This window comes from Streptomyces sp. RK62 (assembly GCF_018070255.1).
GTDB lineage: Bacteria > Actinomycetota > Actinomycetes > Streptomycetales > Streptomycetaceae > Streptomyces > Streptomyces nigra.
Map to the genome: position 1 here is coordinate 324853 of NZ_JAGPYD010000006.1, position 25544 is coordinate 350396.

A 25544-nucleotide genomic window follows, 5' to 3' on the forward strand; every position below is an offset into this window, starting at 1 on the left:
CGTGGAATCGGCAACAGTGCGCCCCCGTCCGGTCCTCGACCCCGGTTCCGTACTGCCGGACGACGCCGACCGGGCCGCCCTGGTCGCACGCGTCCATGATCCGGAGGCGGACGGGCCGTGCGTGGCGGCGGTGCGCGGCGAGCAGGTCGTCGACCTGACGGCCCACTCCCCCACCGTCTCCGACCTGTTGGAGCGCGACGACGCGGCGACCCTCGTCCGCGAGGCCGACGGCGGGCGCCTCTGGCCCCTGCGCGACCTGCTGCAGGCACCGCCCGGCCGCCGTGACATGCCGCATCTCCTCGCGCCTATCGACCTCCAAGTCATCAAGGCGGCGGGCGTCACCTTCGCCCGGAGCCTGCTGGAACGGGTCATCGAGGAACGCACCGGCGGCGACCCAGCCCAGGCCGCGAGGGTGCGGGCCCGTGTCGTGGAGGTGGTGGGCGGCAGACTCGACGGCATTCGCCCCGGGTCACCGGAGGCGGCCAAGGTCAAGGAACTGCTGCTCGCCGAAGGGCTGTGGTCGCAGTACCTGGAGGTCGGGATCGGACCGGATCCGGAGGTCTTCACCAAGGCCCCCGTCCTGTCCGCGGTCGGCACCGGCGCCGAGATCGGCGTCCTCGGGTCCTCCGTGTGGAACAACCCGGAGCCGGAGGCCGTGCTGGTCGTGGACTCGCGCGGCCGGGTGCGCGGCGCGACGCTCGGCAACGACGTCAACCTCCGCGACATCGAGGGACGCAGCGCCTTGCTGCTGTCCCGCGCGAAGGACAACAACGCGTCCTGCGCGATCGGCCCCTTCGTGCGCCTGCTCGACGACGACTTCGACCTCGACGCCGTACGCGCGCTGGACATCGACCTGCGGGTCGAGGGCCCGGACGGTTACGTCCTGCGGGGCAGCAGCTCACTGCGCGAGATCAGCCGCGACGTACTGGATCTGGTGTCCGCGACGCACGGAGCACACCACCAATACCCCGACGGCTTCGTCCTGTTCACCGGCACACTCTTCGCCCCGACGGAGGACCGACAGGCACCCGGCGCGGGCTTCACACACGAGTACGGCGACATCGTCACGATCTCCAGCCCACGACTGGGCGCCCTGGTCAACACCGTCGTGCCCAGCGAGGAGGCGACGCCGTGGACGTTCGGGGCGGGGGCGCTGATGCGGAGCCTCGCGCGGCGCGGGTTGCTGTGAGCTACCGGTCAGGTCCAGGGTCCGCTGGGGCTGTGACGGTCACGTCCTCAGTCATCACACCCGCTCCTGGAACACCTTGATCTCGGTCGGCGTGAGCACTTTGATCGCCGTCCACGCTGACAGCTCGGTCAGCGCCCGGGCCCATTCTTCGAGATTGTCACCAGAGTCATGGAAGAACCACGAGTCGAAGCTTCCCAGGGCTTCCAGGGAAGGTCCGGATCCGTATCGGACCTCGCAGTGGACCTGCCGGTAATGGTCGTGGTCACCATCCGCGTCGGAGACCTCGAACTGTCGCGTCAGGTCGACTGTGAACGTCGGAGAGCCGTCGAACGAATGGGTGCCGTACTGGAAGAGGAGGCCGTCACCATCAGGCGCTTCCGAGACGTCGAACAGCTGTCGGCCGAAGCGGAGGAAGGACTGCCAGACGTCTTCCGTGCCGAGATCGGCGAGCGCGCGCTGCCCCGCCCTCAGCTCCCCTTCAAGTAGCGCCACAGCTTCGTCGACCGACCGCCTCGGCGTCATCGCCGCCCTCCCTCATCGCAGCGGCTCAGCCTACTCACCCAGGCTCAGGGCCGGGCGGTGCGCGTGGCGTGCAAGGAGGCCAGGAGGTGTAGGCGGTCCTCGTCGGGTGAGTTCGGTTCCGGGGTGAACAATAGGAGGAAGGGGCCGGGGCGGCCGGGCAGAGGGTAGGTGCTCCACTCCAGGGTGAGGTCGCCGACGGCCGGGTTGCTGAAGGTCTTGGTGCCGCTCACCGAGGCTCGGACGTCGTGGCGGGCCCACAGGCGGCGGAACTCGGCGCTGCGGATGCTCAGTTCGCCCACGATCGCCGTGGCCCTCGGATGTGTCGGGTCAGCGGCGACCGCCGCGCGCATCATCCCGATGTAGTCCAGCGCCTGCCGTTCCCAATCGGCACACGTGCGCCCCGCGGTCAGCTCGTCGTCGAAGAGCAGCAGGAGCATGTTCAGGCGGTCGGGCGGGAGGTCGTCCGGGGCGCCGAGCAGTGCCTCCGCCTGTGGGTTCCAGGCGAGAAGGTCGAGGTGTCTGCCCAGTACGACCGCCGGGGTGTGCAGGACCCGTAGGAGCCGGTGGGTGCTGTCCGGGACGACCTCGGGCTCGCGGTCCACCTGGGTGCGCGTGGGGCGGCGCGCTGCGTGCGCGAGCGTGAACAGGTGCCGGCGCTCCTCGTCGTCGAGGGCGAGCGCGGTCGCGAGGGCGTCCAGGACGTCGTCGGAGGGCCGTACGTCCCTGCCCTGTTCCATCCGCTGGTAGTAGTCGGTGCTCAGACCGGCCAGCAGGGCGAGTTCCTCGCGCCGCAGCCCGGTGACCTTGCGGCGGCCTCCGGGTTCCAGGCCGACGTCGGCCGGGTGCAGCCTGTCGCGCCGGGCGCGCAGGAAGTCGCCCAGCTCACGGGCGTACGGATGGGTCATGCCGCCAGTGTCCCCCGACGCCGGCCGCCCAGGGGAGGTCTCGTGGACCTAGGGAAACGCGGACGACGGAGTTCGGCCGGACCCCTCCTACCGTCGTGGTCCCCCGGCACCGCCACACCCCCAGGAGCAGCAGATGAGCGGATGGACCGTCGACCGTATCCCCGATCAGGACGGCAGGATCGTCGTCGTCACCGGCGCGAACTCCGGGCTCGGCCTGGTCACCGCGACCGAGCTGGCCCGGCGCGGGGCGCATGTCGTGCTCGCCGTACGCAATCTTGCCGCCGGTGAGGAGGCGGCCCGCCGCATCCCGGGCACCACCGAGGTCCGTGAGCTCGACCTGGCGTCGCTGGCGTCGGTGCGGGCGTTCGCCGCGAAACTCACCGCCGACCACCCCTCGATCGCTGTGCTGGTCAACAACGCCGGCCTGGTGCATCTCGGACCCCGCCGGACCACCGCCGACGGGTTCGAACTGCACCTCGGCACGAACATGCTGGGGCCCTACGCCCTGACCGGTCTGCTGCTCGAGGCGCTCACCGCGGGGGGTGGCGGCCGGGTGGTGTCCCTCAGCTCGATCACCCACAAGAACGCGCACCTTGACTTCGACGACCTGATGTCCGAGCGCGGCTATCGGGCGGCCCCCGCCTACGGCCGCTCCAAGCTCGCCACCACCCTCTTCGGCCTCGAACTCGACCGGCGGCTGCGGGGCGCCGGGCTGCCCGTGGTCAGCGCGCTGGCCCATCCGGGTCTCACCCGCACCAATCTCACCCCGCGCGCCTGGGAGCACCGCGGTCGGGTCGGGCGGCTGATCGCGGCGGGGGGTGTGCTGGCCACCCAGTCCGTGGCGCAGGGGGCGCTGCCGCAGTTGCGTGCGGCAGCCGATCCGGGCGTGCGAGGCGGGCAGTTCTTCGGGCCCGGCCGGCTGTGGGAGACCCGTGGGCCGGTGACCGAGGCCCGCCTCGGCAGGGAGGCCGCCGACCCGGCCGTCGCCCGCCGTCTGTGGGCGGTCGCGGAGGAACTCACCGGCGTCCGCTACCCCTAAGAGGCGGGTGCGGGCGCTCCTGACCAGCGCCGCGCACCCGCCTGTTCAGGTGGTCGGCTCCTGCAGGATCGTGGCGTGCAGCCGCCGCGTGTGGTCCACGTGGCGCTCGGCTCCGGTCAGCGTGACCCGGGCCGTCAGCCGCGGGTCCGCGCTGGAGGCCGACAACCGCAGTTCCAGCTCGCCCGGTTCGACGACGCGCCGGCCGTCGCGTCCGGTGAAGGAGGCCAGGTCGGCCGGGATGGTGATACGCAGGCGCCGGGCCTGCCTCGGCTCCAGTGCCAACCGGCTGTAGCCGACGAGACGTTGCACCGGCTGTACGACGGAGGCGACCGGGTCGTGCAGATAGAGCTGGACCACCTCGGTGCCGGACCGCTCCCCCGTGTTGCAGACCGTGAGAGAAAGCGCGAACTCGCCGTCTGTCGGCTCCTCTTGGGCCTCCACAGCCAGGTCCGTCCACTCGAACCGTGTGTAGGAGAGGCCGTGGCCGAAGGCGAACGCGGGGGTTGGGTCGATGCTGGACACCTCGCTGGCGTGCGCGAGGGGCGCCCCGAGGTAGGTGCCCGGCTGGGAGCCCGGCCCGCGCGGCACGCTGACCGGCAGACGTCCGGAGGGGTTGACCCGCCCGGCCAGCACTGCGGCGATCGCCCGTGTGCCCTCCTCCCCCGGGAAGAAGGACTGCACGATCGCCGCCGACTCCCCCACCCCGCGGCCGAGTGCGTACGGGCGGCCGGCCAGCAGCACGGTCACCACCGGCGTTTCCACGTCCAGCAGGGCGTCGAGGAGCTGTTGCTGCGCGCCGGGCAGGGCGAGTGTCGCGACGTCGCAGCCCTCGCCGCTGGTGCCCCGGCCGAAAAGGCCGGCGCGGTCGCCGAGCACCACCAGGGTGACGTCGGCCTCGCGGGCCAGCCGTGTCGCCTCGGCGAGACCGGAGAGGTCTCCGTCGTCGACGCCGGTGCCCCGGGCGTATGTGATCTCGGCGTCGGCGAACTCCGCGGCGAGCGTCTCCCGCAGAGTCGGCAGCTCGATGCCGAGCGGGGTGTCGGGGTGGCGGACGCCGATGTGCTGGGGGAAGGAGTAGCAGCCGAGTACGGCGGTGGGTTCGTCGGCGTTGGGGCCGATCAGGGCGATGCGGCGCGGCCGGTCCAGCGGCAGGGTGCCGTCGTTGCTCAGCAGCACGATCGACTGCTCGGCGAGCGTGCGGGCCAGGGCGCGGTTTGCCGGGCCGTCCAGGTCGATCCGGCCGCGCAGGGCGGACGGGTCGTCCTCGTCCGTCGCGTCGAGCGCGGCCGGCAGGGGGTTCCAGTCGGGGTCGAGCAGCCCGAGGGCCACCTTTTGGGTGAGCACGCGGCGTACGGCGCGGTCGACCAGGGCCTCCGGTACGCGGCCGTCGGCGACGGCCTCGGTGAGGGGTGCCCCGTATGTCTTGACGTTGGGCAGTTCGACGTCGATGCCCGCGCGGAGGGCCGTGCCGGCGGCGTCCGCCCAGTCGGCCGCGACGCCGTGCAGGGTCTTGAGGAAGGCGATGGCGAAGTAGTCGGCGACGACGGTGCCGTCGAAGTCCCAGGTGCCGCGGAGAAGTCCGGTGAGCAGGGCCTCGTCGGCGGCGGAGGGGATGCCGTCGGTGTCGGTGTAGGCGTTCATGACGGAGCGGGCACCGCCCTCGCGGATCGCCATCTCGAAGGGTGGGAGGAGGACGTCGGCGCGTTCACGCGGGCCCATCGAGGTGGGTGCGAGGTTGCGTCCGGCGCGGGAGGCCGAGTAACCCGCGAAGTGTTTGAGGGTGGCGACGGTTCCGGCGGATTCCAGGCCCTGGACGTAGGCGGTGCCGATGGTGCCGACGAGGTAGGGGTCCTCGCCGATGGTCTCCTCGACGCGGCCCCAGCGGGCGTCCCGTACAACGTCCAGGACGGGGGCGAGGCCTTGGTGGACGCCGACCGAGCGCATGTCGCGGCCGATCGCCTCGGCCATCTCACGGACCAGGGCGGGGTCGAAGGTGGCGCCCCAGGACAGGGGGACGGGGTAGGCGGTGGCGCCCCAGGCGGCGAAGCCGGCCAGGCACTCGTCATGGGCGAGGGCGGGGATGCCGAACCGGTTCGTCGCGGCGATCCGGGCCTGCGTACGGGCCAGGGAGAGGGCGCCCAGGGCGGGGTCGACGGGGACCGTGCCGAAAGGGCGGGTGAGCTGGCCCAGGCCGGTGGGCAGGAGTGCGTCGAGGTCGACGGGCTCCTCCATCTCGTGCTGATGGGGCGCCACTTCGCCGCCCTCGTCGGAGGCGCCCACCCATACTCCGAACAGCTGGGCGGTCTTCTCCTCGAGGGTCATCGCGTCGATCAGGGCGTCGACTCGCGCGGAGACGGGGGCGGTGGGGTCGTTCCAGAGGGCGATGGCGGAGGTGTTCTCTACGGCCACGTCGGCGTTCACTTTCCTCCCACGCCCGTCGGGCTCCCGAACGGGGAGCGACGGGCGAACCGTTGGACGAGTGGGTCGGTGTCCGCGCCGGTCAGCGGCTGAAGCCCGCGGTCAGGCCGCTGAGCAGCTGACGGCGGCCGAAGGCGTACAGCACCAGGACGGGCAGGGTGGTCAGGACGACGGCGGCGAGTACGGCGGGGACGTTGACGCCGTACTGGCCCTGGAAGGTCCACAGGGCGAGCGGCAGGGTGCGTCGGTCGGGGCTCTGGGTGAGGATCAGCGGCAGCAGGAAGCCGTTCCAGATGGTGAGGGCGTTGAAGATGGACACGGTGAGGATGGCCGGGCGGGTCAGCGGTGCCGCCAGCCGCCACAGCGTCGTCCACTCGGTGGCGCCGTCGACCCGCATCGAGTCGAACAGTTCCTTGGGCACGTCCCGGATGAAGTTGGCGAGCACCAGCACCGACAGCGGGATGGCGAAGGCGATCGCCGGGAGGATCAGCGCCAGCAGGCTGTCGTAGAGCTGGAGTTTGATGATGATCAGGTAGACCGGGATGATCGTCGCCTGCAGCGGGATGGCCAGGCCCATGAGGAACAGCCCGTTCATGGCCCGCAGGACCCGCATGCGCCAGCCGCGGACGATCGCGTAGGCCGCCATGAAGGAGACGACGACCGCGGGTACGACGGCGCCGACGGTCACCACGACGCTGTTGAGGAAATACTGCAGGAAGTCGGACTCGATGACGAGCCGGTAGTTCTCCAGGGTCGGGTCGGTCGACGGCACGAGCGGGTTGCTCGCGTAGTAGCGGGTGCGGGCCTTGAAGCTGGTGATGAGGGTCCAGTAGAGGGGGACGGCGACGATGGCGAGCCACAGCCATCCGGCCAGGCCGCCGAGCCAGTTGCGCCGGCCGGTCGCCGAGCGAGTGCGGCGTGGCCCCTCCATGTGGGTGGTCTTCTGGGGTCGTGGCGTCTTCGTCAGGGTGGTGGTCACGTCAGGCCCCCTCGAGCTGGCTCGCGCCGGCGTCCCGGCCGCCGAGGCGGCGCAGCAGCAGGGCGAGGGCGAGACCGACGAGGACGAGGATGACCGCGATGACGCTGGCCGGTCCCATCAGGCTGGCCTGGAAGCCCCGCTTGTACATGTCGAGGGCGAGGACCCGGGTGGCGTCGCCGGGGCCGCCCTCGGTCAGGACGAAGATGAGGTCGAAGAAGGTCAGCGATCCGACGACCATCAGCGTGGACGAGGTGATGACGGTGTACTTCAGCTGCGGCAGCGTGATGCTGAAGAACTGCCGGACCCGCCCCGCGCCGTCCAACTGGGCGGCTTCGTAGAGTGACTTGGGTATCTGCTGGACGCCGCCCTGGTAGATCAGGGAGTGGAACGGGACGAACTGCCAGGAGACGACGAAGATGACGACTCCGAACGCCAGTCCCGGCCGGCCCAGCCAGTCGCGGCTCAGTGCCTGGATGTCGAGGCCCGCGCCCAGCCCGAAGTTGGGGTCGAGCAGGGCTTCGTAGGCGATGGCGATGGCGGCGGAGCTGAGCATCAGCGGAACGAAGTACACGACGCCCAGCACGGCACGGTAGCGCTGGCGGCCCGCCAGGAACGTGCCGAGCAGGATGCTGATCGGTGTCTGTACGGCCCAGGACACGGCCATCACCAGGAACGTCACCCACAGGGCGTGTGGCAGGCCGGGGTCGGAGAGCACCGCGCGCCAACTGGTCAGTCCCGTGGCGCGGATGGAGCCGATGCCGTCCCAGGTGGTGAAGCTCAGCAGGAAGACGCCGACGAGCGGGACCACGGCGAAGCCGACGAAGACCAGCAGCGCCGGCGTCGCCAGCCACGGCAGGATGCTCCGTGACCGGCGGCGCGACGGATGGCCGGTGACCGCACTCATGCGTTGGTGACCGCGTTGAGGTTGCCGGCGAACTGCTTCGGTGAGATGGACAGCTGGAACAGCTTGACGATGTTGTCCAGCAGGGTCTCGGCGGCCGTCGGACTGAGCGCCTGGTCCCAGGACTGGACGAACACCTTGGCCTTGCTGGCGATGTCGTACGTGAACTGGAGGAAGTCGGCGTTGTCGGAGGCGGCGAGCAGCTTCTCCGTGCCCAGCTTGATCGGCACGGACCCGTTGCCGATCCACTGCTTCACCTCCTCCTCCTGGAGGACGCCCTTGGCGAAGTACTCCTTCGCCACCTTCTTCTCCTCGGCGCTGGCCTTCGAGGAGAGGGAGAGGTACTGGGCGGGGTTGCCCACGGTGTCGCTGAGGTCGCCCTTGCCGCCTTCGACAGGAGGGAAGGTCATGTAGCCCAGCGAACCGCTGGAGACGAAGTCCCCGCCGTCGGCCTGCTGGATGCCGTACGACCATGCGCCGTGCAGCATCATGGCGGCCCTGCCCGTGTACAGCAGCGCCTGGTCGGCGTTGGAGTCGGCGGTGATCGAGGAGAAGCCCTTGACGAAGCCGCCGGCCTTGACGAGGTCCTGCAGTTTGGTCAGCGCCTTGATGGCGTCCGGGTGGGACCAGGCGTTCTTCTCGCCCTCGATGGCGGCCTGGAAGACCTCCGAGCCGCCGATCCGGTCGAACAGGAACTCCAGCCACATCATGTTCGTCCACCGGGACTGGCCGCCGAGGGCGAACGGCGCGATGCCCTTGGCCTTGAACTTGGGCACCAGCGCCATGATGTCGTCCCATGACTCCGGCGGCTTCACACCGACCTTGTCGAAGACCTTGCGGTTGTAGTAGAGGATGATCGGCTGGACCGTCTCGCACGGCATCGCGTAGATCTTGCCGTCGACGGTGGCCGCGCCGAACGAGGACGGGAAGAGGCTCTTCTTGAGGTCGGCGTGCTCGCCGAACCAGGAGGTGAGGTCCTCGACCTGGCCCGCCTCGGCGTAGGCGCGCAGCGTTCCGCCGCCCCAGCCCCAGATGATGGTGGGCGCCTGACCGGCACCGATGGCGGTCTTGATCTTCGTCTTGTATGCGTCGTTCTGGTAGGTCGTGTCCTCGATCTGAGTGTCGGGGTGGGCCTTGTTGAAGGCCTTCACGGCGCCGGACCTGACGCCTTCCTGCGGCTGTCCGTTCAGGTACCAGTAGGTGGCACCGCCGCTCTTGCCGGGTCCGGAGGAGCCGCCGCAGGCCGCCAGGGCCGCGGAGGCCGGCACGGCGGCGGCCAGGCCGAGGAGGGTACGTCGAGAGAGCGCCATGATTTTTCTCCGCACTCGGGAGCCGTCGGCGTCCCGTGAGTCATGGTGAAAGGTTTTCGAAAGTTCGCTCTTCGTGCTCTGCCCGAGCAAGCTAGGTTTCGGGCTGATGTCGTGTCAATACGTCTGCAGCGACGCGGTTTCGCGGGCAGAGTCCTTGCAGTTACTGGGCTTGAGTGGTTTCCGAGTGCGCCTCCGCGGGTTCCGAAAGTCTTTCGAAACTGACTGGCGGAGGGAAGGTGGTGAGGGACCCGCTCCGGTACGGTTGAGAGGATCCGCCCGCGTGGCCCGCCCGACCGGCGGGTAGCCACACCGGTGGACCTGGAGCTGAGAGGAACCGATGCGACCGAACGCCAGGCGCACCACGTTGGCGGACATCGCCCAGGCAGCCGGGGTCTCCGTGGCGACCGTGTCCAAGGTGGTCAACGGACGCGGTGATGTGGCGGCGCACACCCGCGTCCGGGTGCAGGAGTTGCTGCTCCAACACGACTATCTTGCACCGGTGTTCCGGCACACCGAGGCCGTCGAGAGCCCCACCATCGAGGTGCAGTTCCAGGGCGGCCTCAAGTCGTATGTGGCGGAGGCCCTGGAGGGCATCATCGACGCGGCCGCGGCGTCGGGGGCGTCGGTGGTGGTCAGCAAGGCGTCCAGCGCGCCGCACTGGGCCCGGAACCTGGTCTCGGCCGGGCGCCGCGCCGTCATCGCGGTCACCAGTGTGTACACCACGGCCCACATGGACGAACTGGCGCGCTCCGGACTGCCGTTGGTCGTCCTGGACCCCCTGCACCTGCCGGACAGCCGGGTCACCAGCGTCGGGGCGACGAACTTCGCCGGCGGCCTGGCGGCGACACGGCACCTTCTCGCCCTGGGACACCGACGCATCGCCTACCTCGGCGGACCCGCCATGGCCGTGTGCAACCAGGCCCGTATGCACGGCTATCGAGCCGCCATGGAGGCCGAGGGGGCGCAGGTGCCGGACTCCTACGTCCGGCCGGGCGAGTTCACGTACGAGACCGGGCTGCTCGGCGCGGCGGCGCTGCTGGACCTGGACGAGCCGCCTACGGCGGTCTTCGCGGGCAACGACGAGATCGCCCTCGGCGTCGTCGAGACGGCTCGCGCCCGAGGTCTGCGCGTTCCGGAGGATCTGAGCGTGATCGGCTTCGACGACACGAGTCTCGCCGAGATGGCCTCACCGCCGCTGACCACCGTGCGCCAGCCGCTGCGGGAGATGGGCGCGGCGGCGCTGCGTACGGCGTTGCGGCTGGCCAATGGGGAGAAGGTCGAGTCCCATCACATCGAGCTCGCCACGGAGTTGGTCGTGCGGGCGTCCACGGCGGCGCCACGCGGGTAAGCATGGCCGGCCGGCGGCGGCATGAACGGTGACGCTATGACGTCATCCGCGTCGACGCCACCAGCGGCCCCGGCGCGGTGCCTTCGCCGTGCCCGGCAGGACGGCGGGAGCGGTCAGCTCGGTGAGCAGACGCCGGTAGGCGGCCGGGTGCCGTGCGAAGTCCGCGCCGGCCGCGAGGGCGACGAAGTCCGTGGCGTCCTGGCCGCGGAGCAGGTCGACCGCGGTCTGGGCGAATCGCTCCGGCAGGTTGTTCCGCTCGGCCTCGGCCAGCAGCGGGCTCAGCTCGGCGACCGCTTCCGTGGCCCTCGACCGGGCCGCCGGACCGATCTGCAGCATGGTCCGCAGTCCGGCCGTCAGCACCTATCGGAAGAAGGGAACATGCCTTATCTCGCCGCCTCTCCGTGACAGATCGTCAGTGTTCCGCGAACCGGGTGGGGCGGGCAGGGGGTCACTGCGGCAGCGTTCGAGCGGACCTCGCTGCCGGGTCGTGACAGCGGGTCCGGGCTGGCTAGGCTCCGCCTTCATGAGCGACGACACGGACATGGGAAAGCGCCGCTTCCTGGTTCTGCACGACTACGGGATGGGCGGTTGCTGGTGGTGGGTCCGAGCGCGTTCCGAGCGGGAGATCCTCGAGACGTTCGCGTGGGTCGAGGTGGTCGGCGACCCGGCGGCGGTGGCGTCCCGCCGTCAGGACGGGGACCTGGAGGAGGTCGACATCGACGCTCCTCACATGCCTCCTGGACTGGACGGTCTGCGCGCCGAGCGCGACGCCCAGCGTGGGCGTGAGGGCTTCGGTGCGCTCGCGGGGAGGGAGGTGGTCTTCCTGCGGCGACGCTGGGACGAGGAGGACGGGGATCCAGCCGTATACCTGATGGAAGTGGGGTCCGACGGACGTCGCATGCGGCAGGTGGAGGTGGCCGAGGACGGGACCGCCGTGCGCAGTGGCCCTGACGACTGGCCGTTCAACCCGCCGGTCGTGGATCTCTTCGATCCGGTGCTGGTCGGTCAGGAGATCAGCCGGGGCGAGTTCGAGGAGTGGTGGGCGACGGCTCGCCAGGTGGACGCTGAGGTGTAGGGGCGGGCTCTGGTCTTGTCACGATCACGGCTGCGGGACCGCCGGCAGGCGGTACCGCAGCCGTTTCTTGTTCGTCGGGTCGAGGTCAGCCGCTGACCGTGATCGTGGAGCTGCCGCTGCTCTGGTAGCCCTCGGTGGCCATGATCATGTAGTACCTGAACTGGCCCAGGTTCATACCGGCACGCGCCCACGCGTCGAAGTGATTCCCCGTGGTGATGGTGCCGGAGCCGCTGGTCACCTTGGACTGCCGGACGCTCCAGTACTGGTCGAAGGTGCGGGTGCCCTCGACGGAGGGGGCGTTGTAGCGGGTCGTCTTGTAGATGTCGTAGGTGCCGCCGTCGCTGTAGACGGTGCCCCGGTACTCGCCGGTGGGGCGGTAGCTGCCCCAGTTGTCGACGATGTAGTACTCGACGAGCGGGTTCGAGGTCCAGCCGTAGAGACAGCCGTATCCGTTGCCCGACGGGTTGAAGTAGCCGGTGTAGCGGACCGTCCTGCGTCCACCGTTGTTCCAGCCCTTGCCGGCGACGAAGTTGCCGCAGTTGGTCCACCGGGTGCTGTAGCTGCCGCCCCCGTTGAGCGTCATGGACACGGAGCCGCCGCCGTCGGTCCAGAACGAGTAGTACATGCCGTCGTAGCCGGTCTGGTTGGTGGTGATGGTGGTCGCGGCGTGTGCGGTGCCGGGCAGCAGCAGCCCGGACCCGGCGGCGAGCGCGGCGGCGCCCGTACCGGCCCCGACGAGGAAGCCTCGCCGGCTCAGGCCGCCGAAGGGGGCGGAGTTCTGGGTCCTGTCCTGCTGCGAACCGTCCTGGTGCATGTGGCCTCCCGATGAAGGTCGGTGGGGGTTGGGCGGCTTGTGCCGCCCGCGGCCTTGCAGAGAAACGCGGCGGGTCGTCCGCCCCGGGGGACGTGACGACCGACCGTCACTTCTGTCGTTCGGTGGCCCACAGTGTTCGTACGACGCCATGACCCTGTCAATAGTTTCGGCATTCTTTCGGAAACAAGACCGTAACGTGCCACGCCTACGGGGATGCCAATTCGCAGCTCATGAGTGGCGTGCTGGACACCTTCAGCAATTCTGTATGTAGTTCGAGAGCACTATGATCGCAATCCCGAGAGTCATTGTCGAAACTTTCGGACTACCGCACCCTCGGCGCGTAGGGAGCCGAGGAGGGACAGGGCCTCGGCGGAGGGGCTGCCCGGTTCGGCGTGGTAGATGACGAGTTGCTGGCCCGGTGCGTCGCGGACGTCGAAGGACTGGTAGGTCAGGGAGAGAGGGCCGACGTCCGGGTGGAGGAGTCGCTTGGCGTCCTGCGTCTTGCCGCGCACGCTGTGTTGCGCCCACAACCGCCGGAACTCCGGGCTCTGTTCGCTCAGTGTGTCCACGAGGTGGCGTAGACGCGGGTGCCCGGGGTCGAAGCCGCTCGCCTGGCGCAGGTTGGCGACGACGGCCTGGGCGGCCAGGTCCCAGTCCCGGTAGAACTGCCGTCCGGCCGAGTCGAGGAAGGTCATGCGTGCCAGGTTGTCCGCGGGGGCGAACGGGGCGTACAGCGCGTCGGCCAGGGCGTTCGCGGCCAGGAGGTCGAGGGTGCGGTTCATCACGAACGCCGGCGTGTGCGGGTAGCCGTCCATCAGCTGGCGCAGCGCGGGGCTGACGTGCTCGGCGGTGTGGAGGGAGCCGCCGCTGTCGGGGGCGACTCCGGCCAGGCGGTGCAGGTGGTCGCGGGCGTCCGTGTCGAGCAGGAGGGCACGGCTCAGCGCGTCCAGCACCTGTGCCGAGGGGTGGCGTTCCCGGCCTTGTTCCAGCCGGGTGTAGTAGTCGGCGTTGACGCCGGCCAGGACGGCGACCTCCTCGCGGCGGAGTCCGGCGACCCTGCGTACGCCGTGACGCGCCATGTTGACGTCCTCCGGCCGCAGGCCGGCCCGGCGTGCGCGGAGGAATTCCCCGAGGTGGTTGTCGTTCATGCCTCAAGGCTAGGCAGGGGCCGCCCTGGCTGCCTGGGTGTGCCGCACCCAGGCAGCCAGGGCGACCGTCGGACTCACTTCAGGTGTCGGGCCAGGAATCCGGCCGCGCCCTCCCCCGCGAACTGCGGCACGCCGGTGTGGCCGCCCATGTTGGCGTTGAGGGACTTCTCCTTGGAGCCGAAGGCGTCGAAGAGGTCCAGGGCCGCCTGCCGGTCGTTGCCCTCGTCGTCCCACTGCAGGAGGACGTGCAGGGGAATGGTGACCTGCCGAGCCTCTTCGACGATGGAGCGCGGCACGAAGCTTCCGGCGAAGAGCACGGCTGCCGTGATGCGCGGGTCGATCGCCGCGAGGCGGACGCCGATGGAGATCACTCCGCCCGAGTACCCGACGGGGCCGCCGATCTCCGGCAACGCGAGGAGTGCGTCCATGGCGGCCTGCCATTCCGGGACCGCCCGGTCGACGAGCGGGAGGACGAGGGCGTCGACGATCTCGTCGCCGACGGGTTCGCCGGCTTGCATGACCCGGCGGAGTGCGGCGCGGGCCTCCTCGAGGGCGGCCCAGCGGGGCCGGTCACCGCTGCCCGGAAGCTCGATGGTGGCGGAGGCGAAGCCGTCGGCCGCGGCGGCGTGGGCTCGCGCCGCCAGCCGGGGGTACATCGTGGCCAGGCCGAGCGGGGGGTGGCCGAGGAGGATCAGCGGGGCCGGTTCGGTGGCTGAGGCGGAGGCGGGCGTCCAGAGGATGCCGGGGATCTCGCCCAGGGTGAATGCGCGTTCGAGGACGCGCTCGTCGGCAGGCTGGTCGTCGGCACGCTGTTGGTCGGCGGGCCGTTCGGAGGTGAAGTGAAGGGACATGATCGTTCCTTTGGGGAGTGCGCTGGACGGCGCTCCCGGACGACCTATCGCCCAACCGTGACCCCGGAGGAGAGCACCCACGTCGATACGTTCACGGGTACCACCTCCTCGTTCTCTCGCACGGCCTCCGTGAAGCTAGCAGCGCCTCTGGCTGGGGCGCCAATGGTTTTCCGTTCGCGATCGGTCGCCGGGCTAGGGGATCAACCGCCGCGCGGGCCTCGCGACTCGTGCCTCGCGCCGGTCCGTGTCGGTGTCGTTGCGGGTATCGGCGTCGTTGTCGCCGTCGGGGGCGAGCAGCGCGCGGGCCGCCGTCACGAAGTCGCCGCGGGCCGCCTCGCACCGTGCCAGGGCGTCGGCGTGTTCGCTGCCCATTCGCAGGGCCACCTCCCAGGACGGGTCGCTGAGCAGGGCGCGGGTCTGGTCGGGCGTGAACAGGCCGCACGCGTCCACGGCCTCGGTCGCGCGCTGCCGCACGGCGTCGTAGGCGTCCCGGCTGATCTCCCCCCTCTCCATCCGGTACACGGCCTCGCGCAGTTGGGTGAGCGCCTGATGGGCCGCGCGGTCGAGCGCGGACGGCGATCCGCTGTCGGAGGTGTCCGCCGGCGCGGCGCCGGTCGCGCTGTTCAGCAGCCGCATGGCGGTGGCGCGCGGGGCCAGGCGCACGGCGTGTTCGGCGGCCGTGAGGCCCCGTTGATGCGCCGTCCGCGCGAGGAGTGTGAGCGAGGCCGGGCCCTCCAGTTCGACCACCGCGAAAGCCGCGGTCACCGCGCGCGAGGCCGCGGGCAGGGCACCGGACGCCTCCTCATGGGCGGCGTCGAGGAGTTCCGGCCGTGCCGCCAGCTCCCTCACCGCGTCGAGCGCCGTGACGAAGGCTGCGTAGGCGTCCCGTCTGATCTCGCGGCGCCACTGTTCGTGGGCGGCGCGCTGTGCCGCGTACGCCTGGTCGAGTGCCGCACGGTACGTGGTGTCCGCCTGTGCCAGGACCGCGTCCGCCTGGGCGATGGCTCCTCGCAGTTGGATCCGGGCGGCTGCCAGTGCGCCCAAGGCGCCGACGGCCACGCCCAGCAGGGTGCACACCGCTCCGACGACCGTCTCCATGCCGTCACCGCCGCCCATGGCCGAACGCGGGCCGTGTGGTGGCGAGTTCGGGCGGTATGGATGAGGGCTGGGGTGTGGAGTGTCGACTGGGCATGGTCCGATCCTGCCATCGGCGCCCCGCCGGGCGCGTGGTGATCGTCTTTCGGGTACCGCTGACCTTCGCCGGTGCCCGCTACGCCGGCGATGACCCGCCGACGGGGTCTTCCGGAAGGCGGTAGGCGGCGAGCGCGGCGATGTCGTCGTCGAGGTGCCCGTCGGAGTAGCTGACCAGGTCCTGGTGGAGACGGGCCAGGAGGTCGGAGGGAGGGAGCGACGTCCACGACCGGATGCGCTCGTGCAGCGGATAGAAGTCGCCGTCGGCATCGCGGGTCTCGGTCACACCGTCGGTGTAGAGCAGGAGCAGGTCACCTGGCCGGAAGGGCACCACGTCCACGCAGTACTCGATGCCCAGCAGGACACCGAGGTTGAGGGGCAGGCCCGGGTCGGACGGATGCAGTTCGGTGACGCCGTCAGGGCTCAGCCGTAAAGGGGGCGGGTGGCCGCAGTTGACGAGGCGGACCACCGAGGCCTGGTCGGGGACTTCCGCGAAGACCGCCGTGACGAAGCGCTCCGCCATGTCGCTGCCCGGCAGCTGCGCGGCCCGGCGGCTCATGCTCCGTTCGACGCGGTGGGCGACGGCGGCCAGGTCGGGCTCCTCGTAGGCGGCCTCGCGGAAGGCGCCCAGTATCGTCGCGGCCGTCTCCACGGCGCGCAGCCCCTTGCCTCGTACATCGCCGATGAGCAGGCGGACCCCGTGGGTGGTGGCGACCGCCTCGTACAGGTCACCGCCGATGCGTGCCTCCGCGGCGGCGGAGAGGTAGAGGGCCTCCATCGAGACCCGGCCCAGCCGACGGGGCACGGGGCGCAGCAGGACGCGTTGTGCCGTCTCGGCCACCGAGCGCAGGGTGGCGAGTGTGCGCTCACGGTGGATCCGGTGCGCGGCCAGGATCGCGCCGAGCACGCCGAGGAGGGCGGTGCAGACGTAGGCGCCGACGTAGTTGCGGTCCCAGAGCTGGCCCACCATGCGCCCGGCGCAGCAGGGGGTGCCGGCCAGCACGCCTTCCAGTACGACGGCGAACACGGTGACGGCCAGGACCATGGCAGGGCCGTGCGCGTAGGCGGCGACCACGGGCAGGGCGATGAGCAGGAAGCTCACCGGCCACTGCACCGGCGTGATCGGCTCGAGGGCCAGGACACCGGCCACGTAGAAGGCCGGGAGCCAGCGCATCCACGCCGACGGCGTGGGGAGCCGCGGGGTACCGCCGTCCGGCTGTGGTCCACGGCGACCGTTGACGCCTACGCCGTTACGTCGGCCCGGCCGCCTCACCACCGGTTCCGGTCCCGGGCCGACGTGCGCGTGCCGTGCATACGAACCCCTGTCGAAGACTGATCACCATCATCGGGATCTTCATCGTAGTGGTCCGATATTTCGGATATGGGATGACAGCGTCAGGGGGTGGTCGCGGCTCGGTCGGACTCACTGCGCAGAACACAGAACTCGTTGCCTTCGGGGTCGGCGAGGACGGCCCAGCCGGAACCGTCGGGGTTGCGGAGGTCGGCGACCAGCGTGGCACCGAGGCCCAGGAGCCGTTCCACCTCCTCCTCGCGCGAGGTGTCGGGCCGCAGACACAGGTGGACGCGGTTCTTGACCGTCTTGGGCTCGGGGACCTGGTTGAAGTAGAGCGCGGGGCCGTCCGCCAGTACCACCTGGGTCTCCGGGTCGCCCGGTGCGGCCTCGGGGTGCAGCGGACGACCCGTCACCCGGCTCCAGAAGGTCGCCAGTTCATAGGCGTCCGCACAGTCGATCGCTACGTTCTGCAATATCGAGGCCATGCGCGCGAGCCTTCCGGATGTGGGCGCCGGGCGCCACCGACTTGATCGGCGGGGCGGTGTCTTGACTATTGGCCGATGGCGGGGTGGGAGGTCCGGCCGACGGCGTGACGGGAGGTCCGGCTGCGGAGCGCTGCCGCCGACGCGGCCAGCAGGCGGTGCAGGACGGGGACCGGGATGGACGGGTTGGTGATCGCCTCGTGGGCCGTGGCCCGGTCGTGCAGGAGCGCGGACAGGACGCGGGCCGGGAGCCGCGGGTTGCGTACGGCGGCCGCGCGGACGTAATGCGCCGGGTCGTTCAGCAGCCGCACCGCGTCGGCTGGTGCCAACCTGGGGTCCTCGGCGGCCCGGTGCCGGACTTCGGCTTCCGGATCGCGGGCGAGGCGTGCGACGTCGGCGGGCGTGGACCGCGGATCGTCCAGGGCAAGCCGGCGCATCCGCCCGTCGGGGTCGTCGGCGTGGCGCAGCAGGCCGGTGCGCGGGAAGTTGGGGTGGTTCCGGGGGCGGCCGGGGTGACTGAAGCTGCCGTCCCACCAGCGCCACACGTCCAGCAGCATCGCGGCCGGTGCGTCGTCGCAGGATTCGGCGAGGAACAGCTGGACCACACGGTCCTCATCCCGGGCCAGCCGCTCCACGACGTCCGGTGGGAGGTGCCGGGCCCTGGCCACGCTGCGGCGGATGAGGGGATGGGACGAGGCGGCAAGGCGGCGCATCGCGTCGGTGTCGCCGTGCAGGCGCTCCACCCAGGGCACGGGGTACGACCTCGATCCCGGGTCGAAGTCGTGGCGTACGGCGGCCCGTTGCTCTTCGGTGAGGTCGGGGCGCAGTACGACCACCGCGCGGATGTCGTCGCAGGGGTCCTGGGCCAGGACGGCGACGTTCTGCGCGCAGAGCGTGGGGTTGGCGGCCAGTGCCCGGCGTACCTCCGGGTCCGCGTCCCGGACCAGCTCCGCCTCCAGCTCGGGCGCCAGGCGGCACTGTTCGAGCGCGCGCCGGGGTTCGGGCAGGAGGGCGAGGACTTCGCGCGGCATCGGGACGGCGATGTGATGGGCGAGCAGCGCGGCGGCGCGCACCGTGCCCTCGGCGTCGGCCAGCAGCCGCTCCCGCGGAAGCGCGGGCAGGTCGTCCCACCGGGCGCAGGCGGCCGCGCGTACCCCGGGATCGGCATCGGCCGCGAGGCCGGGGAGCTGGTGCGTGGGGATGCCGGGGAGTTCGGCGGCCTGGGCGCGGGAAGGGCCGGCCAGGAGGTCGTCGTACAGGTCTTCAGGGATTTCGACACCTCGGGCGCAGGCATGCTCGGCCCACAGCACGCGGCGGCCAGGCGACGGTTCGGCGAGGATCAGCCGCACCCACTGTTCCGGGGTGAGCTTCGGCCGGAACGTGTCGGCCGTGCTGCTCCGCACCCGGGGATCGGGGTGCGCCAGCGCGGCGTCCAGAACGGCCGGTCGATCGCAGCTGTGCAGGAATCCGTCGGCCACGTCCAGCAACTCAATGAGGAGTTCGTCCGGCGCGGCCGGATTGCGCCCGATTCCCTCGGCCCAGTGCGCGGGGTGAGCGGGCGTTCCGGGCACCGCCGCCCACACCTCGTCGCGCTCGGCGTCCGTCTCGCTCCCGGCGGCTTCCGCGGCCGCCGCCAACCGCTCGGGGAGCCGGTCGAGCGCGGTGACCCGGGTGCCGTCCGCGCCGGGCACTTCCGCCAGCAGTGTCCGCCCGTCCAGCGAGAGCGCCAGGAACCCCGGGCCGCCGGTCAGCCGCGGTATGACGTCCGTCGCGCGGACCCGCGTCCACCATGCGTCGTTGCCGCCGATCCGATGCCCGCCCACCGCCACGAGGAACTCGCCGTCGGCGCTGGTCAGTCGGCGCCACCAGGTGGCGTCGAGCTCCTCTACGGTGGCACCGTCCGGCGCCGCGATGCCCCGCGCGATGCGCCAGCCGGCCTCCGGCGGGAACAGGCTGCCGGGACGCGCCTCCGCGACGACGGTGAGCCCGGCACGGATGAGTAGTTCGTCGAGGCTCTGTCGCGGCCGCACGCGGTCATGATCCTCTGCTGATCGCGGTCGGACAAGGGCGGGCAGGGGTGGTGTGGGCTGGGGTACGCGCCCGCACGGGTCACAGTCCTCGGCAAGGCGAGGTGACCGGGCTGTCGCACTGCTGAGGCGGAGGGGCAGCCTGCGCGGCAACTGCAGCAGCGCGGCCGTCCAATCCACAGCTGGTCGGTGACACTTCTCCAGCGGCTCGACGAGGAATGACCGTCTGGCTCTCCCTCTGAGACGATCAGTAAGGAGGCCCACGGCCGGCCACGGTAATTGGATGGCGCGCGCGAAACAGTGGGCCCACTCTGGTCCCCGTGCCAGAACCCAAATACCAGATTCGATCCCTGCACACGGGCTCCACAGTCACCGTCTACCAGGCCTACTCCCCGGAAATCGGCCTGCCGGCCGCCCGAGATGGCCGTTTCCCCGGGGCATGGAAGCGGGACCGGATGACATGGATCAAGCCGTCGTTCCTGTGGATGATGTACCGCTGCGGCTGGGGCAGCAAAGAAGGGCAGGAGACCGTCCTCGCCGTCGAGATCTCCCGTGCGGGCTTCGAGTGGGCACTGGAACACGCCTGCCTGTCCCACTACGAGCGTGGGCTCCACGCCGACCGTGCCACGTGGAAGCGCCAACTGAAGCGTGCTCCGGCCCGGGTTCAATGGGACCCCGAACGCGACCTGCATCTTCGGCCGCTCGACCATCGCTCGCTCCAGCTCGGCCTCGCCGGCGAAGCCGCACGTCTCTACGCCGATGAGTGGACCGTCTCCATCACCGACATCACGTCCCTCGCCCACACCATTCACGCGCATGTACAGGACGGCGACTTGGAGACCGCACGGCAACTGCTGCCCCGTGAAAGTCCTTACCCCGTGGCCGAAGGGGACCTGGCTCACCTACGCCGTTGAGCTGATCTGCCATGTGAGACGGGCTTTCAGCCGTCGATATCGAGCGCCGTCCCGTACAGGCGGTCCACCTTCAACCGGATGACCACTCGGCGCTCGGCGACCAGTTCCGCCAGGAACGCCGCTTCGTCGTCCGGCTTCGCCTCGGGCGGGATCATCGCCAGGAGTTCCCGTCCGACCGCATCGCCCGCCACGGTCGTGGCGTCGGAGACCTCGGCCTCGCCCTCGGCGACGGCGAACGACCACACGTCGCCGCCCTGTACATGAAGCGCCGCGCTCGGGTTGCGTCGTAGATGCGCGGTCTTGACCCGGTCGGCCGTGGTCGAGAACCGTAGCGTCCGGGCTTCGGCGTCCCAGCTGTAGACCATGGTGGTCAGGTGGGGGTGGCCGCTGCGTTTGACGGTGGCGAGCGTGCCGAACCGCTGCTTGCCGAGCAGGTCGGAGAGGGCTTCGTCGGACAGGGCGCGGGGTGCTGGTCGTTGCGTCATGATGTGGTCAACGTTCTTGGCGGCGCGGGCATTTCGTGGACGGGAGTCCCGGGCCACTTCAGAGCGCCGAGCAGCCCAGCCCTTCCGGGACCTCGCCCAGCAGTGGGTCGGCGCCGCCGGGTGGGAACGACGTGCGCAAAGTGAAGGCGTACGGCGTCGGGCCGTGGGTGCGCAGGTGCAGCAGCCGGGACTCGGCCTCGGCGACGGTCGGACGGTGGCCCTCCGGCACCCACCACAGCGTGGTCATGGCCTCCTCGACCCGCTCGAACCACTCGCGCCGGCGGCTGAGCATCTCCCGGTGGCGGCCCTGGTACATGAAGGCGGTCAGCGCGTCCGTGTCCCGCCACACCGACATGTTGATGATGAGCCACGGGTCGCCGAAGACGGGGATGGCCGTCGCGTCGCCCTCCTCGTCCTGCAGCCGCCACACGAATCCGGCGGCGGCGTCGGCGTCGGCGTTGACCGGGTCGAGGTTGTCGACGAAGTCCTTCAAGAGCGGGGTGTCCAAAGGCGCTTTGAGTCGGGCTATGTTCACCTGGGCGAGTTCGTACGCGGTGTCGGTCATGGACCGGACGTTAGGTCGGGATCCATGCGACCAGGTACCCCTGTCTCAGCAACTGGGCATGCGGAGCGGCGAGTTCAGGGCATCTGCTCAGCGCCTCGTCTCGTATCGCGTCATGACCACGCCCTCGGGGAACGTTCGCGTGTCCAGCATGTCCAGGTTCGCCCAGCCGTCCAGCGCGGTGAAGAACGGTGTGCCGCCGCCCACCAGGACCGGGTGGGTCGCGACCACGTACTCGTCGATGAGTCCGGCGCGCATGGCCGCCGCGGCGAGTGTGGCGCCGCCGATGTGCATCGGGCCGCCGTCCTCGGCCTTGAGCCGGGTGATCTCGGCGACGGCGTCGCCGGTGACCAGGCGGGCGTTCCAGTCGACCTTGTCGATCGTCGAGGAGAACACCACCTTCGGCGTGTCCCGCCAGGTCCGCGCGAACTCCTGCTCGGCCGGGGTGGCGTCGGGTCGCTGGTCGCCGGTCGGCCAGTAGGAGCTCATCGTCTCCCACAGCTTGCGCCCGTACAGCGCCAGCTCACACGTCTGCTCGAGGTCGAGCCACCACTGGAACAGCTCCTCGCTCGGCGGACCGCTCCAGCCGATGTCGTCGCCGGTGGCGGCGATGTAGCCGTCCAGGGATTGGTTCATGCCGTAGATGAGCTTCCGCATGGCGCAGCCTTCCCTCCGTGGGTGTCCGACAGTGAGACCCGCGCGGCGCGGGAAACTCATCGGTGCGCAATCCGTACGCCCCGGTCGCCCTCATTCCGATAACCGCCCTCGACAGTCAGCGTGATGGACGCCGTCGACCCCGGCAAGCCGCCCGATCGCGCGACGATCATCACCGGGACGACCTGCGAATGGACCAGTGGCAGGGTCCCGAAATGGCCCAGATCTCTGGGCCGCTCCGGTCGTAGGGTCGGAGACGTGATCGCGCCCGGCATCTGCCTGTCGTGCCGTATCCCCCACCGTGTGCGATAACGGGGTGGACGGGTGCGGGGAGCGGTCACGGCGGGCGAACCGGCTTCCCACGGATCGCCCGCGTCATCAGGCGCGACGTCCGCTCCCCTGCTTCCCTCCCGACTTCGAGGACCCCTCATGCAAGCCATCACCGTCCAAGACCGTGACGCCGGTGTCGATGGTCTGACCCTCTCCGAGGTGGCCCATCCGCACGCCGCCGAGAACGACGTGATCGTCGAGGTCCACGCCGCCGGGTTCACCCCGGGTGAGCTGGACTGGCCCAGCACCTGGACGGACCGGGCCGGTCGTGACCGCGCCCCGAGCGTGCCCGGGCACGAGTTGTCCGGGGTGGTCACCGAGCTCGGCTACGGCACCACCGGGCTGACCGTCGGTCAGCGTGTCTTCGGCCTGACCGACTGGGCCCGCAACGGGACGCTGGCCCAGTACACGGCTGTCGAGGCACGCAATCTCGCCCCGCTTCCGGCCGACGTCGACCACGTCACGGCCGCCGCGCTGCCGATCTCCGGGCTCACCGCCTACCAGGCCCTGTTCGACCACGCACACCTGACCGTCGGGCAGACGGTGCTCATCCACGGCGCGGCGGGAGGCGTCGGCTCCCTAGCCGTCCAGCTGGCGCGCGAGGCCGGCGCGCGGGTGATCGGCACGGGGCGCGCGGCCGACCGTCAGACCGCCCATGACCTGGGCGCGGACGAGTTCGTCGACCTCGGAGCCGAGAAGCTGGAGGAGGTCGGCGAGGTCGACGTCGTCCTCGATGTCATCGGCGGTGAGATCCTCGAACGCTCCGCCGCCGTCGTCCGCCCGGGTGGCACCCTGGTCACCATCGCCGAACCGGTCACCGTCCACCCCCGTGGCGGACGCGGCGTCTTCTTCGTCGTCGAGCCCGACCGGACCCGTCTGGCCGACCTCGCGCAGCGGGTGCGGGACGGGCGGCTCAAGCCGATCGTCGGTGCCGTCCGCCCGCTCGCGGAGGCGGCCGCCGCGTTCTCTCCAGGCAAGCGCGTGCACGGCAAGACGATCATTCGGGTCGCGGAGAGCTGAGCCGACAGTCCGCCAAAAATGGGCGGGCGGACAGCACGGCGCGCTGCTACCGTCTGCGGCATGAAGCGCGCTGCCATGACGACGACGCCGGAGAGTGTCCCGGCGCGCTGACAGACGATCTGATCCGAAGCCCCGGGCGAGTGTCCCGGGGCTTCGTGGGCCCGGTCCACTTGCCCCGCCACCAGCAGGGAGACCGTGATGACCACCGTGCAGGACCACCGCAGACTCGGCCGTGAACTCGGGCTGTTCGACACCGATCCGCTGATCGGGGCCGGTCTGCCGTACTGGCTCCCCGACGGGGCGGCCGTGCGGCACACCCTGGAGGAGTACATCCGTACCGTCGAGCGGCGGGCCGGCTATCAGCACGTGTACTCGCCCGTCCTCGGCAAACGGGAGTTGTACGAGATCTCGGGGCACTGGGCCCACTACAGCGACGACATGTTCCCGCCGATGGACCTCGGCGGGGAGCAGGTCGTCCTGCGGCCGAGTCTGTGCCCTCATCACGCGGTGATCTACCGCTCCCGCTCTCACAGCTACCGTGAACTGCCGCTGCGCATGGCGGAGTTGGGCGGCATGTACCGCTCCGAGCTCTCCGGTGTGCTGGGCGGGCTGACCCGGGTGCGGTCCATCCAGCTCAACGACGCGCACATCTTCTGCACCCTGGACCAGGTCGCCGAGGAGGCGCGGGTCGCGCTGGAGATGGTCCGCCGCGCCTACGAGGCACTCGACATCACCCCGACCCGCTACCGGCTCTCCCTTCCGGGCCCGGGCGGCAAGTACGTCGCCGCGCCGGAGAAGTGGCAGCGCTCCACCGCCGTGCTGATCCACGTCCTGGAGAGCAGCGGCCTGCCCTACGAAGCGGCCGAGGGACAGGCCGCGTTCTACGGCCCGAAGATCGACGTCCAGGTCACCGACGGCGCCGGCCGCGAATCCACCCTGTCCACCGTCCAGGTCGACTTCCACCAGCCCGAACAGTTCGATCTGCACTACATCGGCGCGGACGGCGCCAAGCACCGCCCGGTCATGGTCCACCGCAGCGTCATCGGCAGTGTGGAGCGTGCCGTCGCCCATCTCATCGAACAGCACCAGGGTGCCTTCCCCGCCTGGCTCGCCCCCACCCAGCTGGTGATCCTGCCGATCTCCGACGCCGAGATCCCGAACGCCGCGTCCCTCGCCCGGCGTTGCGCCGGGCTGGGGCTGCGGGCCCGGATCGACGGCCCGGACCGGGGCAGCCTCGGCGCCCGCATCCGTGACGCGCGCCTGGTTCCGTACCAGGCCGTCATCGGTGCCAGGGAGGCCGCCGCCGACCGCGTGGCGCTGCGGCTGCGCGACGGCCGCCGGCTCGACCCACTACCGGTCGATGACGTGCTCGGACGTATCGGCGCTCTCGTCGGGGCGCACAGCACCGAGCTGTGGGGAGACGACGCGTAGGTCAGAGATCGGTGACGATCTTGCCCCGCGCCGGGTGCGTGGTGCGGCACGGCTCGGGGTACGTGATGCGGCCTGGCTTCCCGGGCGGGATGCGGTCGGCTTGGGGTGCCGGCCTCAGCGTCAACGCCCGGCCGGCAGACGCCGTCTGACACGGCGTATGTCCCGCGCTGCACGGGGCACACGGGCAGCGAGGCACCACAGCGAGGTCACAGCGGACTGCGAGCAGCGAGGAATCGGATGACACACCAGGCCCCTCACCCCTACTCCTCCGACGGGTACCACGAGCCCGAGGCTCCCCGGAGCAACGGCATGGCGATCGCGGCCCTGGTGCTCGGCATCACGGCGTGCGTGTTCTTCTGGACGGTCTTCGGCGGCATCATCCTGGGCCTGCTCGGCCTCATCCTCGGGATCGTCGCCGCCCGGCGCGCCCGCGGTGGACGTGCGCGGCATCGTGGGATGGCCGTCGCCGGGGCGATCCTCGGTGCGCTGGGGCTCATCGCGTCGTCGGTGATCGTCGCGGTCGGGGTCTCCTTCCTCACCTCCGACTCGTTCAAGGACTACAACGACTGCGTCCAGCACGCCGACAGCCAGGCGGAGCGCGACCAGTGCGCCCAGGACTTCGAACGCGACGTGAACGACAACTGACCGCGTACGG

Annotated in this window: 25 protein-coding genes; 8 read left to right on the plus strand and 17 right to left on the minus strand. The window is 70.7% G+C overall.

Annotated elements, in window-relative coordinates; all coding sequences use genetic code 11:
- Nucleotide 1: 1 nt before the first annotated feature.
- On the plus strand, nucleotides 2-1189 hold the full coding sequence (locus KBY32_RS14130) for a fumarylacetoacetate hydrolase family protein (protein WP_210980260.1): 1188 nt from the start codon (nucleotides 2-4) through the stop codon (nucleotides 1187-1189).
- Nucleotides 1190-1243: 54 nt separating this feature from the next.
- Here KBY32_RS14130 and KBY32_RS35425 read toward each other — a convergent pair whose 3' ends face one another.
- A complete protein-coding gene (locus KBY32_RS35425; RefSeq protein ID WP_247689432.1) occupies nucleotides 1244-1711 on the minus strand; it encodes a hypothetical protein in 468 nt (155 codons plus the stop codon).
- A 44-nt stretch (nucleotides 1712-1755) separates the two neighbouring features.
- Complete coding sequence (locus tag KBY32_RS14140) at nucleotides 1756-2616, minus strand: helix-turn-helix transcriptional regulator (protein ID WP_210980261.1); 861 nt, start codon at nucleotides 2614-2616, stop codon at nucleotides 1756-1758.
- Nucleotides 2617-2749: 133 nt separating this feature from the next.
- Here KBY32_RS14140 and KBY32_RS14145 point away from each other — a divergent pair, with 133 nt between their 5' ends.
- Nucleotides 2750-3655 carry an oxidoreductase gene (locus KBY32_RS14145; RefSeq protein ID WP_210980262.1) on the plus strand — a complete coding sequence of 302 codons (906 nt, stop codon included), beginning with the start codon at nucleotides 2750-2752 and terminating at the stop codon, nucleotides 3653-3655.
- A 45-nt stretch (nucleotides 3656-3700) separates the two neighbouring features.
- Here KBY32_RS14145 and KBY32_RS14150 read toward each other — a convergent pair whose 3' ends face one another.
- The 4 genes from KBY32_RS14150 to KBY32_RS14165 all read right to left on the minus strand — a co-directional run bounded on the left by KBY32_RS14150 (nucleotide 3701) and on the right by KBY32_RS14165 (nucleotide 9263).
- Nucleotides 3701-6076: a glycoside hydrolase family 3 N-terminal domain-containing protein gene (locus tag KBY32_RS14150; RefSeq protein ID WP_210980263.1), complete on the minus strand. Its 2376-nt coding sequence runs from the start codon at nucleotides 6074-6076 to the stop codon at nucleotides 3701-3703.
- A 79-nt stretch (nucleotides 6077-6155) separates the two neighbouring features.
- Nucleotides 6156-7052, minus strand: coding sequence for a carbohydrate ABC transporter permease (locus KBY32_RS14155; RefSeq protein WP_210980264.1), 897 nt, complete (start codon nucleotides 7050-7052; stop codon nucleotides 6156-6158).
- Nucleotide 7053: 1 nt separating this feature from the next.
- Nucleotides 7054-7956 (minus strand): carbohydrate ABC transporter permease, encoded by a 903-nt coding sequence (locus tag KBY32_RS14160; protein ID WP_210980265.1) that lies wholly within the window; start codon nucleotides 7954-7956, stop codon nucleotides 7054-7056.
- Nucleotides 7953-9263, minus strand: a complete 1311-nt coding sequence (locus tag KBY32_RS14165; RefSeq protein ID WP_210980266.1) for an extracellular solute-binding protein — start codon at nucleotides 9261-9263, stop codon at nucleotides 7953-7955. The genes KBY32_RS14160 and KBY32_RS14165 overlap by 4 nt, the downstream gene beginning before the upstream one ends.
- Before the next feature lie 337 nt (nucleotides 9264-9600).
- Between KBY32_RS14165 and KBY32_RS14170 the strand changes: the two genes are divergently transcribed.
- Complete coding sequence (locus KBY32_RS14170; RefSeq protein WP_210980267.1) at nucleotides 9601-10611, plus strand: LacI family DNA-binding transcriptional regulator; 1011 nt, start codon at nucleotides 9601-9603, stop codon at nucleotides 10609-10611.
- A gap of 42 nt (nucleotides 10612-10653) precedes the next feature.
- Here KBY32_RS14170 and KBY32_RS14175 read toward each other — a convergent pair whose 3' ends face one another.
- On the minus strand, nucleotides 10654-10947 hold the full coding sequence (locus KBY32_RS14175) for a hypothetical protein (protein ID WP_210980268.1): 294 nt from the start codon (nucleotides 10945-10947) through the stop codon (nucleotides 10654-10656).
- A 187-nt stretch (nucleotides 10948-11134) separates the two neighbouring features.
- Between KBY32_RS14175 and KBY32_RS14180 the strand changes: the two genes are divergently transcribed.
- Nucleotides 11135-11686 (plus strand): hypothetical protein, encoded by a 552-nt coding sequence (locus tag KBY32_RS14180; protein ID WP_210980269.1) that lies wholly within the window; start codon nucleotides 11135-11137, stop codon nucleotides 11684-11686.
- Between the two features lie 85 nt (nucleotides 11687-11771).
- Here KBY32_RS14180 and KBY32_RS14185 read toward each other — a convergent pair whose 3' ends face one another.
- From KBY32_RS14185 to KBY32_RS14215, 7 genes are all read right to left on the minus strand, one after another.
- Nucleotides 11772-12500 carry a glycoside hydrolase family 11 protein gene (locus KBY32_RS14185; protein WP_247689433.1) on the minus strand — a complete coding sequence of 243 codons (729 nt, stop codon included), beginning with the start codon at nucleotides 12498-12500 and terminating at the stop codon, nucleotides 11772-11774.
- Nucleotides 12501-12802: 302 nt separating this feature from the next.
- The gene (locus tag KBY32_RS14190) at nucleotides 12803-13648 is read right to left on the minus strand and encodes a helix-turn-helix transcriptional regulator (RefSeq protein WP_210980270.1); all 846 of its coding nucleotides are present in this window, start codon (nucleotides 13646-13648) and stop codon (nucleotides 12803-12805) included.
- Between the two features lie 74 nt (nucleotides 13649-13722).
- Nucleotides 13723-14499: an alpha/beta hydrolase gene (locus KBY32_RS14195; RefSeq protein WP_210980271.1), complete on the minus strand. Its 777-nt coding sequence runs from the start codon at nucleotides 14497-14499 to the stop codon at nucleotides 13723-13725.
- 192 nt (nucleotides 14500-14691) lie between these two features.
- Nucleotides 14692-15615 carry a hypothetical protein gene (locus KBY32_RS14200; RefSeq protein WP_210980272.1) on the minus strand — a complete coding sequence of 308 codons (924 nt, stop codon included), beginning with the start codon at nucleotides 15613-15615 and terminating at the stop codon, nucleotides 14692-14694.
- Nucleotides 15616-15769: 154 nt separating this feature from the next.
- A complete protein-coding gene (locus tag KBY32_RS14205; protein ID WP_210980273.1) occupies nucleotides 15770-16864 on the minus strand; it encodes a PP2C family protein-serine/threonine phosphatase in 1095 nt (364 codons plus the stop codon).
- Nucleotides 16865-17085: 221 nt separating this feature from the next.
- Nucleotides 17086-17469 carry a VOC family protein gene (locus tag KBY32_RS14210; RefSeq protein WP_210980274.1) on the minus strand — a complete coding sequence of 128 codons (384 nt, stop codon included), beginning with the start codon at nucleotides 17467-17469 and terminating at the stop codon, nucleotides 17086-17088.
- 65 nt (nucleotides 17470-17534) lie between these two features.
- The gene (locus tag KBY32_RS14215) at nucleotides 17535-19496 is read right to left on the minus strand and encodes a hypothetical protein (RefSeq protein WP_210980275.1); all 1962 of its coding nucleotides are present in this window, start codon (nucleotides 19494-19496) and stop codon (nucleotides 17535-17537) included.
- A 317-nt stretch (nucleotides 19497-19813) separates the two neighbouring features.
- Between KBY32_RS14215 and KBY32_RS14220 the strand changes: the two genes are divergently transcribed.
- Nucleotides 19814-20407 carry a DUF4291 domain-containing protein gene (locus tag KBY32_RS14220; RefSeq protein ID WP_210980276.1) on the plus strand — a complete coding sequence of 198 codons (594 nt, stop codon included), beginning with the start codon at nucleotides 19814-19816 and terminating at the stop codon, nucleotides 20405-20407.
- Nucleotides 20408-20433: 26 nt separating this feature from the next.
- Here KBY32_RS14220 and KBY32_RS14225 read toward each other — a convergent pair whose 3' ends face one another.
- The 3 genes from KBY32_RS14225 to KBY32_RS14235 form a co-directional block, all read right to left on the minus strand.
- A complete protein-coding gene (locus tag KBY32_RS14225; protein WP_210980277.1) occupies nucleotides 20434-20892 on the minus strand; it encodes a pyridoxamine 5'-phosphate oxidase family protein in 459 nt (152 codons plus the stop codon).
- Between the two features lie 58 nt (nucleotides 20893-20950).
- The gene (locus tag KBY32_RS14230; protein ID WP_210980278.1) at nucleotides 20951-21457 is read right to left on the minus strand and encodes a DUF3291 domain-containing protein; all 507 of its coding nucleotides are present in this window, start codon (nucleotides 21455-21457) and stop codon (nucleotides 20951-20953) included.
- A gap of 87 nt (nucleotides 21458-21544) precedes the next feature.
- Entirely contained in the window at nucleotides 21545-22111 is a 567-nt protein-coding gene (locus KBY32_RS14235; RefSeq protein ID WP_210980279.1) for a dihydrofolate reductase family protein, read from the minus strand.
- A gap of 426 nt (nucleotides 22112-22537) precedes the next feature.
- Here KBY32_RS14235 and KBY32_RS14240 point away from each other — a divergent pair, with 426 nt between their 5' ends.
- From KBY32_RS14240 to KBY32_RS14250, 3 genes are all read left to right on the plus strand, one after another.
- Complete coding sequence (locus tag KBY32_RS14240; protein WP_210980280.1) at nucleotides 22538-23458, plus strand: NADP-dependent oxidoreductase; 921 nt, start codon at nucleotides 22538-22540, stop codon at nucleotides 23456-23458.
- Between the two features lie 207 nt (nucleotides 23459-23665).
- Nucleotides 23666-24889: a threonine--tRNA ligase gene (gene thrS, locus KBY32_RS14245; protein ID WP_210980359.1), complete on the plus strand. Its 1224-nt coding sequence runs from the start codon at nucleotides 23666-23668 to the stop codon at nucleotides 24887-24889.
- 237 nt (nucleotides 24890-25126) lie between these two features.
- Nucleotides 25127-25534: a DUF4190 domain-containing protein gene (locus KBY32_RS14250; protein WP_055619950.1), complete on the plus strand. Its 408-nt coding sequence runs from the start codon at nucleotides 25127-25129 to the stop codon at nucleotides 25532-25534.
- Nucleotides 25535-25544: the final 10 nt, after the last annotated feature.

What these genes read in the sequence shown, in the direction of transcription:
- KBY32_RS35425 (WP_247689432.1), bottom strand. Translation starts at nt 1,711, where the DNA reads ATGACGCCGAGGCGGTCGGTCGACGAAGCTGTGGCGCTACTTGAAGGG.
- KBY32_RS14140 (WP_210980261.1), bottom strand. Translation starts at nt 2,616, where the DNA reads ATGACCCATCCGTACGCCCGTGAGCTGGGCGACTTCCTGCGCGCCCGG.
- KBY32_RS14145 (WP_210980262.1), top strand. Translation starts at nt 2,750, where the DNA reads ATGAGCGGATGGACCGTCGACCGTATCCCCGATCAGGACGGCAGGATC.
- KBY32_RS14160 (WP_210980265.1), bottom strand. Translation starts at nt 7,956, where the DNA reads ATGAGTGCGGTCACCGGCCATCCGTCGCGCCGCCGGTCACGGAGCATC.
- KBY32_RS14165 (WP_210980266.1), bottom strand. Translation starts at nt 9,263, where the DNA reads ATGGCGCTCTCTCGACGTACCCTCCTCGGCCTGGCCGCCGCCGTGCCG.
- KBY32_RS14170 (WP_210980267.1), top strand. Translation starts at nt 9,601, where the DNA reads ATGCGACCGAACGCCAGGCGCACCACGTTGGCGGACATCGCCCAGGCA.
- KBY32_RS14175 (WP_210980268.1), bottom strand. Translation starts at nt 10,947, where the DNA reads ATGCTGCAGATCGGTCCGGCGGCCCGGTCGAGGGCCACGGAAGCGGTC.
- KBY32_RS14180 (WP_210980269.1), top strand. Translation starts at nt 11,135, where the DNA reads ATGAGCGACGACACGGACATGGGAAAGCGCCGCTTCCTGGTTCTGCAC.
- KBY32_RS14185 (WP_247689433.1), bottom strand. Translation starts at nt 12,500, where the DNA reads ATGCACCAGGACGGTTCGCAGCAGGACAGGACCCAGAACTCCGCCCCC.
- KBY32_RS14190 (WP_210980270.1), bottom strand. Translation starts at nt 13,648, where the DNA reads ATGAACGACAACCACCTCGGGGAATTCCTCCGCGCACGCCGGGCCGGC.
- KBY32_RS14195 (WP_210980271.1), bottom strand. Translation starts at nt 14,499, where the DNA reads ATGTCCCTTCACTTCACCTCCGAACGGCCCGCCGACCAACAGCGTGCC.
- KBY32_RS14200 (WP_210980272.1), bottom strand. Translation starts at nt 15,615, where the DNA reads ATGGGCGGCGGTGACGGCATGGAGACGGTCGTCGGAGCGGTGTGCACC.
- KBY32_RS14205 (WP_210980273.1), bottom strand. Translation starts at nt 16,864, where the DNA reads ATGCGCTGGCTCCCGGCCTTCTACGTGGCCGGTGTCCTGGCCCTCGAG.
- KBY32_RS14210 (WP_210980274.1), bottom strand. Translation starts at nt 17,469, where the DNA reads ATGGCCTCGATATTGCAGAACGTAGCGATCGACTGTGCGGACGCCTAT.
- KBY32_RS14225 (WP_210980277.1), bottom strand. Translation starts at nt 20,892, where the DNA reads ATGACGCAACGACCAGCACCCCGCGCCCTGTCCGACGAAGCCCTCTCC.
- KBY32_RS14230 (WP_210980278.1), bottom strand. Translation starts at nt 21,457, where the DNA reads ATGACCGACACCGCGTACGAACTCGCCCAGGTGAACATAGCCCGACTC.
- KBY32_RS14235 (WP_210980279.1), bottom strand. Translation starts at nt 22,111, where the DNA reads ATGCGGAAGCTCATCTACGGCATGAACCAATCCCTGGACGGCTACATC.
- KBY32_RS14240 (WP_210980280.1), top strand. Translation starts at nt 22,538, where the DNA reads ATGCAAGCCATCACCGTCCAAGACCGTGACGCCGGTGTCGATGGTCTG.
- KBY32_RS14250 (WP_055619950.1), top strand. Translation starts at nt 25,127, where the DNA reads ATGACACACCAGGCCCCTCACCCCTACTCCTCCGACGGGTACCACGAG.